This is a genomic window from Paenibacillus sp. sgz302148 (genome assembly GCF_056120465.1).
Window position 1 is genome coordinate 178,238 of the sequence record NZ_JBVYOJ010000003.1, and the last position, 10,960, is coordinate 189,197.

11 protein-coding genes and 1 pseudogene are annotated in these 10,960 nt (G+C 53.2%); 3 read left to right on the forward strand and 9 right to left on the reverse strand.

Features of this window, described 5'->3' with window-relative positions; all coding sequences use genetic code 11:
• Positions 1–143: 143 nt before the first annotated feature.
• The 8 genes from AC0LWM_RS06170 to AC0LWM_RS06205 all read right to left on the reverse strand — a co-directional run bounded on the left by AC0LWM_RS06170 (position 144) and on the right by AC0LWM_RS06205 (position 7,763).
• Positions 144–317, reverse strand: coding sequence for a hypothetical protein (locus tag AC0LWM_RS06170; RefSeq protein WP_474674038.1), 174 nt, complete (start codon positions 315–317; stop codon positions 144–146).
• Positions 318–339: 22 nt separating this feature from the next.
• The gene (locus tag AC0LWM_RS06175; RefSeq protein WP_474674039.1) at positions 340–1,035 is read right to left on the reverse strand and encodes an ABC transporter permease; all 696 of its coding nucleotides are present in this window, start codon (positions 1,033–1,035) and stop codon (positions 340–342) included.
• Positions 1,028–1,951, reverse strand: a complete 924-nt coding sequence (locus tag AC0LWM_RS06180; protein WP_474674040.1) for an ABC transporter ATP-binding protein — start codon at positions 1,949–1,951, stop codon at positions 1,028–1,030. The genes AC0LWM_RS06175 and AC0LWM_RS06180 overlap by 8 nt, the downstream gene beginning before the upstream one ends.
• Before the next feature lie 164 nt (positions 1,952–2,115).
• Positions 2,116–3,057, reverse strand: a complete 942-nt coding sequence (locus tag AC0LWM_RS06185) for a sensor histidine kinase (protein WP_474674041.1) — start codon at positions 3,055–3,057, stop codon at positions 2,116–2,118.
• A gap of 1 nt (position 3,058) precedes the next feature.
• Complete coding sequence (locus AC0LWM_RS06190; protein WP_474674042.1) at positions 3,059–3,784, reverse strand: response regulator transcription factor; 726 nt, start codon at positions 3,782–3,784, stop codon at positions 3,059–3,061.
• Between the two features lie 224 nt (positions 3,785–4,008).
• Complete coding sequence (locus AC0LWM_RS06195; protein WP_474674043.1) at positions 4,009–5,250, reverse strand: S41 family peptidase; 1,242 nt, start codon at positions 5,248–5,250, stop codon at positions 4,009–4,011.
• 15 nt (positions 5,251–5,265) lie between these two features.
• Entirely contained in the window at positions 5,266–6,915 is a 1,650-nt protein-coding gene (locus tag AC0LWM_RS06200; RefSeq protein WP_474674044.1) for an RNA polymerase sigma factor, read from the reverse strand.
• Positions 6,916–7,007: 92 nt separating this feature from the next.
• Positions 7,008–7,763: an MBL fold metallo-hydrolase gene (locus AC0LWM_RS06205; RefSeq protein ID WP_474674045.1), complete on the reverse strand. Its 756-nt coding sequence runs from the start codon at positions 7,761–7,763 to the stop codon at positions 7,008–7,010.
• 130 nt (positions 7,764–7,893) lie between these two features.
• Between AC0LWM_RS06205 and AC0LWM_RS06210 the strand changes: the two are divergent.
• Together AC0LWM_RS06210 and AC0LWM_RS06215 are read left to right on the forward strand one after the other, a co-directional pair.
• Positions 7,894–8,322: pseudogene (locus AC0LWM_RS06210) on the forward strand (Lrp/AsnC family transcriptional regulator).
• Between the two features lie 98 nt (positions 8,323–8,420).
• Positions 8,421–9,182, forward strand: a complete 762-nt coding sequence (locus tag AC0LWM_RS06215) for an SDR family NAD(P)-dependent oxidoreductase (protein ID WP_474674046.1) — start codon at positions 8,421–8,423, stop codon at positions 9,180–9,182.
• A gap of 227 nt (positions 9,183–9,409) precedes the next feature.
• Here AC0LWM_RS06215 and AC0LWM_RS06220 read toward each other — a convergent pair whose 3' ends face one another.
• Positions 9,410–9,805 carry a VOC family protein gene (locus AC0LWM_RS06220; RefSeq protein WP_474674047.1) on the reverse strand — a complete coding sequence of 132 codons (396 nt, stop codon included), beginning with the start codon at positions 9,803–9,805 and terminating at the stop codon, positions 9,410–9,412.
• Between the two features lie 171 nt (positions 9,806–9,976).
• On the opposite strand from AC0LWM_RS06220, the gene AC0LWM_RS06225 reads away from it, so the two are divergent.
• Entirely contained in the window at positions 9,977–10,876 is a 900-nt protein-coding gene (locus tag AC0LWM_RS06225) for an SDR family oxidoreductase (RefSeq protein WP_474674048.1), read from the forward strand.
• Positions 10,877–10,960 lie beyond the last annotated feature (84 nt).

Below are 10,960 nucleotides of genomic sequence, written 5' to 3' on the forward strand. Positions count from 1 at the left end.
TAAACCTCAAGGGACAGCCCTCGTATAATTTTATCCCGCTCTATCGTCTATCGTCTACCTGCTATCGTCTTTGTCTAACATCTATCGTCTACCTGCTATATCTATAGTCTACTTGCTATCGTCTACCGCCTGCCGGCTTTCGCTTACCGCTTCTTCCTCGCGAACAACAACCAGACCGCGGACAGAACGCCTAGTCCGGCTGCGCCGTAAATGTTGATGAGCAAATAACTCTTTCCCGATCCCCAATACAGCAGCACGTTCAAAAGCAGCGAAGCGACGCACAGCAAAAATACCCATCTCAATACTTTATTCATCATTCTGACTTATTCTCCCCGTTTCTTATTTCAGCACATCGACATGCTCGATGTTGCGAATCGACATGTAGGCGACTGCCGCGCCGAGAAGCGCGAGGCCGATCGGCACCGCAATGAAGTTATATAACGTAAAGCCATCGGCATTTTGGCAGCAGATCGCTACGACAATGAGCGACGAAACGATCGTCGCCGCGCCGGAATGCTTGCGCATTCCGAAGTACAGCGGGATGAGGCTCAGGAAGCTGGTCGCAAGCGCACTCATCACAAATTTGAATAGCGATTTTGCCGCGATGGACAACGTGAGCGGTTCCGGAATAATGGACACGAACAGGTTCAGTATATAAAAGCCGACGCCAACAAACAGGTTCCCTGCGATGTCCGCAACCAGCGTAAACAATACCACGACGAGCAGCTTGGCCGCGATCAACTTTTTGCGGTTGATCGGGTACATGAACAGCACCGTAATCGATTTGTTGCGGAACTCGTCGATGACAAGACGCGAAATGAGCACCGACGCGAATACGATATACGTCCCGCGCACGAGCGTATCGATGACGGAGAACGCCATGTCGTAGCCCGTAAAAGGCATCCCTTCCTTAATTTCCTCACTAATGCCGATCAAGCAAATTAAACCCAAAATGACGATGTTGGCGATGATCGCCGCGCGAACATAAGACCCCATGCGAAATTTACGCATTTCAAGCTTCATCAGCTTAAGCAACGACGCCACCTCCGTTCAGGATGGACAGGAAGTAATCCTCGAGCGACCCTTTTTTCTTATATATCGATTCGATGGCGACATCGTGCAGCACCAGTACTTTCATCAATTCGCTTTGCGGGACGCGGCAATCGTAAATGCGAATTTGCCCTCCGTCGATCACGCGCACATTGGATATATTCAGTTGATTCTCCAGCACGTATGCCGCTTTGCTGCAGTCGTTTGTCGTAATCTCGATGTATTCCGTATTCAGTTCGACGATACGCTCCATCGCAACTTCTTGCAGCAGCTTGCCGTCGTTCATCACGGCGATCGTATCCGCGATCAGCTCGATTTCGCCGAGAATATGGCTGGAAATGAGAATCGTGATGCCGTATTGCTTGGACAACATGCTGAACAAATCACGCAGCTCCTTGATGCCGAGCGGGTCAAGCCCGTTAATCGGCTCGTCCAGAATAAGCAGCTCCGGTTTCGTCGTAATCGCCCGCGCAATGCCAAGCCGCTGCTTCATCCCCAGCGAAAATTGCTTGACCGCTTTCTTGTCGATCCCCTTCAAGTTCACCAACTCGAGCGCTTCGTCGATCGACTTTTTATTATGGTAGCCCATGTATTCACAATGGATCTCCAAATTTTCGCGGGCCGACAGCTTATCGTAAAAGATCGGGTTTTCGATAATCGTACCTATCCGCCCCAACATTTGATACGACGTATCGGTTAGCCGTTCGCCGAAAATCTCGATTTCGCCGGCCGTTGGCTTCACCAGGTTCGTGATCATTTTCATCACCGTTGTTTTGCCCGCTCCGTTCGGTCCGAGCATGCCGTAAATTTCGCCTTTTTTGATGCTCAAGCTAACATTCGAAACGACCTCTTTCCCTTGATAGGTCCGGGTCAGCTGCTTCGTTCTTACGATATGCGACATAGATCGATGCCTCCTTCGCCCAAGTATAAGCTTCACGCTATACTCGGCTTCTATTTCTCGGTAAACGAGCGCCGATCAAAGCGGCGCCAGCCGTTTTCCTTGGTTACAAGCTTTATTGTAAGCATCGATTTTTGCTTTTTTCTTACCCGATTCTTACAAATTTCTTAAGCGGAGAAGGCGATTCGCTCCAGCTTGACAGTGAATACCGTTTTTTCGTACGGCTTGCTGTGGATGCGGATCGTCCCGCCTTGCGCTTCGACCAGCCTTTTCGTAATCGTGAGGCCAAGCCCGCTGCCTTGATACGATTTGTTGCGCGAGTCCTCCAGCGTATACATGCGCTCGAACACCCGATCTTGATGCAGCTCATCGATCCCTTTGCCCCGGTCCCACACGTCCACGTATACGAACTCGTCGTCGCTTCGCAAAGCAAGACCGATCGCCTTCCCTTCGCCGCCATGCTGGATCGCGTTGGCGATCAAATTGTTCAGGATGCGGTCGAGCGCTTCCTCGTTCCCCCAAGCGAGCAGCGGCTTGTCGGGGATTTGGATGGCCACGTCGAACCCTTTGACCGTCAGCGTATCGTAGAAGGCCAGCATATTTTTCCCGCAAATGTCGTTCATATGAACCCGGGAAAGCGGGATGGGCTTGTCCCCCGATTCCAACCTCGCCAAATCGAAAAACTGGCGGATCAACTCCAGCACCTCGTTCGCTTTAGCGTGCACCTTGGACAGCAGCATCCCTCTCTCCTCCGCGCTCATGTCCGGGTCAAGGTTGATCGTTTCGATGTAGCCGAGCACGACGGTGAGCGGCGTCTTCAGATCGTGAGATATGTTCGAGATCATTTTCCGCATCGACTGCTCCATCTTCAGGAAATCGGCCGCCGTTTGCTGGTTATGGTCCAGTAAATGATTGATCTCGATCAAGATCGGAATCAACGCGCGGTCGTCCGTAAAAACAAGCAGCTTCTCGCTTGTATTGTTCACGATGATTTCGTTCAATCGGCTGTGGATTTGCCGCAAGTTGGCGCTTCTTGTGCGATAGGCTTGATATTGGACCATAATGATGACGATCAAAATAACGCAAAGTACAGCTAGCGCGATTACCATGTCATTGTCCTTCCCACTTGTAGCCGATACCCCATAACGTCTTAATATAGCGGGGCTCGGACGGCTGGTCTTCGATTTTTTCGCGCAAGCGGCGGATATGGACGTTGATGACGTTTTCGTCGCCGTAATATTCGTCGTTCCATATAAAACCGTACAGCTGCGCCTTCGTGAACACGCGGTTCGAGTTTGTGGCGAACAGCTTCAGAATTTCGAATTCTTTAGCTGTTAGCTTTAGGTCCACGTCGTTCTTCGATGCGTTGAAGTTGTCCAAGTCGATGCGCAGCCCGTCGAACGTCAGCACTTTAGCCGCCGGAGGCGCCTGCTCCGTGGTCGCGGCGGCAGCTGATGCGGTCTGCGAATACTTCGTCGCGCGGCGAATCGCCGCTTTAATCCGGGCCGATACTTCGATGAGGGAAAACGGCTTCGCGATGTAATCATCGGCGCCGAATCCAAGCCCGATCGCCTTGTCAACGTCGCTATCCTTCGCTGACATGATGAGGATCGGCACCGCGCTGTTTTCGCGTATGAGCTTGATCACTTCAATGCCATCCAGCTTCGGCATCATAATATCAACGAGCACGATATCAAAGTCGCCTTGCCGGAACAGGGCGATTCCATCCAATCCATTAAACGCCACCGAGACGTTGTAGCCTTCTTTGACCAAATAATTTTGCAGCATTTCGACGATTTGCGTATCGTCCTCGATCAGCAGTATGTTGTGCGGCATGATGTTCTCTCCTTACGTCTTCTCCTTGCGTTCGCATACTGAAAATTATAGCTCTAGGCTGGCGTTATGGAAAGCATGGCGATCGGAACCGGTTCATCAGAAACAAAAAGAGGCTCTGATGAAGCCTCCTCAAATCCATGTTCACCCACTTTTCACCGTCATTTTCGGCAAAAAATAAAAACAGCCGTCGCAGAAAGGTGATCCTGCAATGACTGTTTATTCTTTCAATCAGAGTCGATTAACTCAAGCGCCTTATCGAGCGCAACATCCCGTTTATTGTACACATGCTCTCGAATAAGCTTTACCTCGACATCCGGAGCGATGCCGGTACCTTCAAACGGCTCTCCGTTCGGCATATAGGCGCGAATCGAACCGATTCCGACTTGAATATCCTCACCGAAGTGTCTGAAGGCAGGCTGGCCTGTCGATCCCCATGTCCGCTCGCCGACGATCGTCGCACGGCCGTTATCCTTGAACGGCATAATAAAATCTTCCGCGGCCGATCCGGCAAAACGATCTGCCAAAATCACGATCCGGCCGTTGTAGCGTTCGTCTTCGTTCGCAGGCTCCTGCCAATCCGGGCGGCATTCGGCATACCGATAATCGTCCGCGAAGCGGATATCTACGTCCCCATGACGGTTCCTCATCCACTCCGGATGGCGCGAGCGTTCCGTCCACCATCGGTAAGGCCGGTCCATAAGTAACCTCGTGAGCCGGCTTGGCGTTGAACCGCCGCCGTTTCCGCGCACGTCGACGATTAGCACAGAGGCTTCCCGGTACTCCTGAACAAGCTCCAACGCCAGGTTTTCGTACTTCGGATCGCCAAAGCCCGGGATTCGAACGTACGCGACCCGGTTCTCGCGCAGCCATTTGCCCTCCGTTTCGGAGGCCTGTCTCGATGCGGCTAAACGCTCGTCGTCGTGCGCCAACCGAGGCATTATCACCGTTTGGCGGGAACCGTATTGATCTTCGTATTCAACTTCGATTGTCGCGCCTGGAATAAAATAAGAGAGAGAACCAATCGCTCGAATTCGTTGTGCACTTTCGTTCGCTGTCCCTACGTAGGGCTCTAGTTCCTTGCACCATTCAGCCGGATGCTTGCCTTCAATGGATACAACGGCATCCCCCGGCTGCAACACATCAGCCAAATCCCGTTGTACGACCCATTCGCCGTCCATTTCCACCATCGAAAAGCTGATGCTCCCGTTAGCCGGCGTAGAGGCCAACTTGTCGACATACCAGGAATGCGCGTTTCTCAGCCGCCCGAACAGCTCCCACATCACCTTTTGGAAATCGGATCTCGTTTCCGCTTCCGCCGCTTTTGCAAAAAACGTTTCCGCAAATTGGTCCAACTCATCCGACTTTATCACGGCGTCTTCCCAATGAATGAACGCCCGCTCTACCAAGCGAATCGTTTCCGACATGATCAAAAGCCGCCGTTCCAACGCGATTCGTTGCTCGTCCATCAAAACTCCCCCTGCCTACTCGTTCAACCACATGATCGTGGTGAGTCTTGCTTTTTCCTCTTCGGAAGGCAGCTGAATTTTGCCGGTTCGCTCCAAGTACTCCATGATCGCGAATATGACGGACATCCCATGCTGCAACCCTTTATATACAACATCCTTCTTCGGTACAAAAGAAGGCGCCATCTCTTGCCACATGGCCTGAAAATCGTCATGAACCTGCTCCAGCTTGCGCTTCGCGCCGACCTCTCGGAACGCTTCATCGACGATGTCGAAAAATCGCTTATGCTGATCCGGCTTGAAAAAAGGAATCAGGCAAGTCAGCTTGCCGTCACGATAGGAGACGAATCCTTTTTCCACCATTTTGCTGATCAAAATTTTATCGTGCTCGTTATGCTCGGCGCCGCTTTCGATCAAATCGAGGATACGGTTCATCTCGATCACGTCGGTGCGATCGAAGTCTCTCCATTTCATCCCCGACCACCATGTTTCCATCTGCACGCCGCGATGCTTGTCGTCCCCCCGAGATTTAATACCATTACAATCGTACTTGCGGACGATATCGTAATCGGCCATTTGCTCCGCGTACTGCTCGTGGGTATAGTAAATGCGCGCCATGACGATATACTTGCCGCCATCCTTCCGCTCATCTGGCTGATACGGCGCATAGTAGTCCCATGGCTTGGCCGTGTTGTACTGGTGCCATAACGCATAGAGGAACAGCGTCCACATCAGAAAATGATCGGGTGCGTCGTATCCATAGAAGCCGATTTTTCGTATATCGTCCATCCTGGAGGTGATGCAGGCATAAAAATCGTCAGCCAGCTCTTCCGCTTTTTGCTTCATATAGGTTCTTTCGCGCACCCTGTTGCCCATATTGTCGATTGCGAAGTTCGTCTGGTATTTTCCTTTACCCGTATTCGTCATGAGCTCCGCGTTTTCAAATTGCGCGATATAATCCTCAAGAAAGGCGCTGGCGACACCAAGCTTGCGGGCGATTTCTTCAATTGTCAGCGGCCGTTCATAAGCGGCGACAAAAATATTATTCGCAAGCAGCGAATTGAAATAACAATTTGGCTCGCCATTCGTCCCGGGTGATCCGCTATGACCGACAACAAGCTTCACCGGTCGGTAGCTCAAATCCTGTACTGTCTCCATCCGATTCATGCCCTCCCTCATCTTCTGGCGCGCCTCGAACAGATGCCATTTCACGGTGCCTTGCGGCAGACGCAGCAGCTCGGCGATGTCGCCCACACTCCTGCCTTCGTAATAATAACGAACGAGAATGTCGCGGTGCAGCTTGGACAAATAAGCGATCTCCCGCCGCAGCTGACCGGTACTTTCCAGCGCCTCCAGCTCCGACTCGATCGGCTTCGATCCGTCATGGACCTCGAAGGCGTCGACATCGGCGTTGCGCCAATGCCGCTTCTCCTTGGCTATATAGTTCGTCCAAGTGTAGCAGCATATTTTATACACCCACGCGTCCATGTTCTCGATCGTTTTGCCGGACCGGAGAGACCGGACCAAGGAGACCAGAATCTCCTGCGCCAAATCCTCCGCGTTGTGGTGATGGCCTGTTCGGGACAGCGCGAATCCGAATATTTTTTTGGAATAGTGCGAAATGATCGTTTCGTCGACGCTTGTAGCTTTTGCACGTGCAAGTGTCATCGGTTCTTTTCCTTTCGAAGCGGCTTCATCCATATAAGTATGAGGGTGGGGCAATCGGTTGGGAACTTTTCGAAAAAAATTTTACTACATCCTTACGGGGTCGTACACCACTCGCCATCCTCCGGAATCGCGACTTGCTGCAGCAGCACTTCCGCCACTAGCCTGTCGCGTAAATCCGCCCTTGTCACCAAGCAATGATTGATCGAATCCATGTGCACGGCAACGATTGTCGTATGCGGCACATACCTGCACAGATTTACCACGTCGTCGGCATCCATCGTGATCGGATCGCCAACCGCAAACCGAGCTCCGCCGGCGTTAACGACGACCATATCGGGCTGATGGCTGTCCAGCGCCTCCTTCACATCATCACACCAGATCGTGTCTCCCGCAATGTACAACGTCGGCTCGCCATCCGCCTTCAGGACAAATCCGGATACCTGCCCCATCTTCTCCCCGATTTCGCCTGTGCCGTGCTGCCCGCTTGTCCGGATGATCGTTATGCCTTGAAACGTTAGACGCTCGTGAACCGCCGTCACCGATACAAAACCGGAAGAACCGATCCGGGTCTCATCGCCCGGTTGGCATATGATCGGGAGCGCCTTAGGCAGCACCTCGGCTGCCGCGGCATCCCAATGATCCGGGTGTAAATGCGTGACCAGCACGGCATCCGGCCGAAGCAGCGCGTCAACAGCAACGGGCATCGGCACAAGCGGATTGCGTCTATCATTGGTTGTATTCATGATAGGCGGGTTAACTCCTGCTTCGCTAAACATCGGGTCGATCAAAAAGCTTTTTCCCCCGTATTCCAGCCATAATGTCGCATGTCGAATCAGTTGCAATTTCATTTCCAAGCACCCCTTATGTTCTGATTTGTCGTTCTGCTACAATTATAGGATGCACCCGATCCGATCCATAGGGCTTGCTGAAACGAATCAGCGGCTTCCACTTTCACGATGAAAGGAATTACGATGAGCTATGAGCAATCCATCTATCGATGAACTCGATCTTCAAATATTGTCCGCCTTACTGGAAGACGCCACGCTTTCCCACAAGGAAATCGGCCAGTTGGTCCATTTGACCGGCCAAGCGGTTGGCGCACGCATTCGCAAGCTGCAAGACCTCGGCGTCATTGAAGGATACACGCTGCGATGGAATCCGGAGAAAATCGGGCAAACCGTGCACGCCTTCGTTACGGTATTTCTGCCGTCCGGCGCCGCCCATTCTTCCTTCCAGTCCTTTGTCCAGGGTGACGACCGGATTGTCGAGATGCACCGCGTAAGCGGCGAAGGCTGATACTGGATGCGGGTTCGGGTCGATTCGCAGCTTGCGCTGAACGCTTTTCTGGACGAGCTGCTGAAGTTCGGCAATTATAAGCTGAGCCTGTCGATCGGCCGGATTAAATAATGTGGCGGGGGGCTACACGCCGTCCCCGATATGATATGATGGGGCTGTACATACGGACAGGCAGGTTCATCTCGACAAAATCCTAGGAGGAGCATCACATGAAAATCGATCTAACGGGCAAAATCGCCATCATTACCGGCGCCACCGGCCAGCTCGGTCGCGTCATGGCGCGCACGCTGGCGGAATGCGGCGCGGATATCGTCATTCACTACCTGCAAAACGCGGAAAAAGCAAAGTCGCTGGCAGCCGAAATCGAAGGCCTTGGCCGGCGCGCATTCGCCGTACAAGCGGACATCACGGACGCCGATTCGGTCAATCGGATGAAGGATGCGGTCGTCAGCCAATTCGGCGCGCCGGACATCGTCGTGACGAACGCGGTCATTCAATATTTGTGGACAAGCGTGCTGGAGCAGCCGGTCGAGGACTATGAGAGCCAATTCGACTCCTGCGTCCTGCACAACGTGCTGATGGCGAAGGCGTTCATTCCGGGCATGATCGCGAAACAAGCGGGCCGGTTCATCGGCATCAACACGGAATGCTCGATGCAGAACTTCCCGTCGCAATCGGCTTACGTCGCGGGCAAACGCGGCATGGATGGCGTGCTTCGCGTGCTCGCGAAGGAAGTCGGCGAGCATCAGATTACGGTCAACCAGGTTGCGCCGGGTTGGACGATCAGCGAGCGTGACCGGCTGGCAGGCACGGAGCGCAGCGAAGCGTACGACCGGAACGTGCCGCTGAAACGCCGCGGAACCGATCAGGAAATCGCCAACGCGGTGGCGTTTCTCGCTTCCGACTTGTCGAGCTACATTACCGGCGCGTACATCCCGGTATGCGGCGGCAACGTAATGCCGGCGATTTAACGAGTAAAACCCGAAGGCCTCTACTGCTTGCCAGTGCGAGGCTTCGGGTTTATTTTTTTCAGGCACGAGATAGGGTCAAGCCGCGGAGCAGTTCCTATATTTCCGTTGAACGGTTTCTAGCGGCGTGTTCGCATGAAACAATTTGACGACCTTGCCATCCCTGTATTCATACACCTCGCGGTTTGAGCCTATTCCTATAGGTTTGCCCAACATAACATTCCTCCGGTCTAAGCCAATTGCTGCGCGATCTCCCAGATATGCCCGCCCGGATCCGTGAAGCTGGCGGTGCGCACTCCCCACGGCCGGTTCATTGGACCGTTAAGAAGATCGACGCCGCGCGCCTTCAATTCGTTGCATACCGCATCCACATCGTCAACGCCGATGGTGAACTGGAAACGCGATCCGGCCTCGCGGCTTGCAACCGTTCCGGGATCGATAAGTTCCTGCGCCGCGGACATTTTCAGCAGATTAATGCTCATATTTCCGAAGCTGAATACTGCAGATTCATCGTCTTCGAACACGATGGATAGGCCAAAGACCTTTTGATAGAACGACTTCGCGTCGTTCAGATCCTCGACGAACAAGGTAATAACACTAACATTCCTCGAACCTAAAGCCTCCATACTTACACCCCGTCTCGTTTTTTTACTCCGCTCTTCTCTATTTTACTATACTGCAAAACTTGTAATTTCTTATGATTTGCTATATTAACAAAAAAAATATAAGGACGCTCTCAAGACATACATTAGGCGAATATCCTGCCTATATGCGATTTTACCGGGAGGAGTTCCGACATGTACCCGAAATACCCGTATTACGGCTATGAAACCACATGCAAGCAAACGCCGATCACGTTTCCGCCGCAGCATCAAGACCGGCAGCCGGGCATGCAATATTTGATGTTCCCGCAGCCGATTTCCGATAATCCCGAATACCGCGGCAGCGGCAAGCTGCAAGACAAAGTCGCCATCATTACGGGCGGCGACAGCGGCATCGGGCGAGCCGTTGCGATCGCGTTCGCCAAGGAAGGCGCCGATGTGGCGATCCCTTACCTTGACGAGCATGTCGACGCGAACGCTACGCGGCAAATGGTGGAGCAATACGGACGCCGCTGTTTGCTGCTGCCCGGCGATTTGCGCGACGAGGCGTGGTGTAGGGAGGTTGTGCGGCGAACGGTCGCCCACTTCAGCAAGCTGGATGTGCTCGTCATCAATCAGGCCGTGCAGTTTCCGCAAAAGTCGATTATGAACATCAGCAGGCAGCAGCTAGAGGACACGTTCCGCACCAACATATTCCCGCACTTCTTCCTGACCCAGGAAGCGTTGCATTATTTACAGCCCGGCAGCTCCATCATCAGCACGGCTTCCGTGACGGCATACGCCGGGGCGCCTCTGCTCGTGGATTATTCCGCCACCCAAAGGCGCCATCGTTTCCTTCACGCGATCGCTGTCCCTCAATTGGTCCATTTCGGCATCCGCGTCAACGCCGTTGCCCCGGGGCCGATCTGGACGCCGCTGATCGTGTCCAGCTATTCGGCGGAGTACGTGAAGACGTTCGGCCTCGAAACGCCGATGCGCCGGGCCGGGCAGCCTTTCGAATTGGCGCCGACGTACGTCTACTTGGCATCGGACGATTCCAGCTTCGTCACCGGGCAAGTGCTTCACGTCAACGGCGGGATCATGACGGAAACGTGACCGGAAATGGCTGTTGTGCAAAAAAGATGCGCCGGCACAAGCGCCAACGCAAAAAAGGATCGGGAAGCGAGGCTCCCGATCCTT

Coding starts and splice junctions, on each gene's coding strand:
- AC0LWM_RS06200 (WP_474674044.1), bottom strand. CDS start 6,915: ATGACACTTGCACGTGCAAAAGCTACAAGCGTCGACGAAACGATCATT.
- AC0LWM_RS06205 (WP_474674045.1), bottom strand. CDS start 7,763: ATGAAATTGCAACTGATTCGACATGCGACATTATGGCTGGAATACGGG.
- AC0LWM_RS06190 (WP_474674042.1), bottom strand. CDS start 3,784: ATGCCGCACAACATACTGCTGATCGAGGACGATACGCAAATCGTCGAA.
- AC0LWM_RS06220 (WP_474674047.1), bottom strand. CDS start 9,805: ATGGAGGCTTTAGGTTCGAGGAATGTTAGTGTTATTACCTTGTTCGTC.
- AC0LWM_RS06170 (WP_474674038.1), bottom strand. CDS start 317: ATGATGAATAAAGTATTGAGATGGGTATTTTTGCTGTGCGTCGCTTCG.
- AC0LWM_RS06185 (WP_474674041.1), bottom strand. CDS start 3,057: ATGGTAATCGCGCTAGCTGTACTTTGCGTTATTTTGATCGTCATCATT.
- AC0LWM_RS06195 (WP_474674043.1), bottom strand. CDS start 5,250: ATGGACGAGCAACGAATCGCGTTGGAACGGCGGCTTTTGATCATGTCG.
- AC0LWM_RS06215 (WP_474674046.1), top strand. CDS start 8,421: ATGAAAATCGATCTAACGGGCAAAATCGCCATCATTACCGGCGCCACC.
- AC0LWM_RS06180 (WP_474674040.1), bottom strand. CDS start 1,951: ATGTCGCATATCGTAAGAACGAAGCAGCTGACCCGGACCTATCAAGGG.
- AC0LWM_RS06225 (WP_474674048.1), top strand. CDS start 9,977: ATGTACCCGAAATACCCGTATTACGGCTATGAAACCACATGCAAGCAA.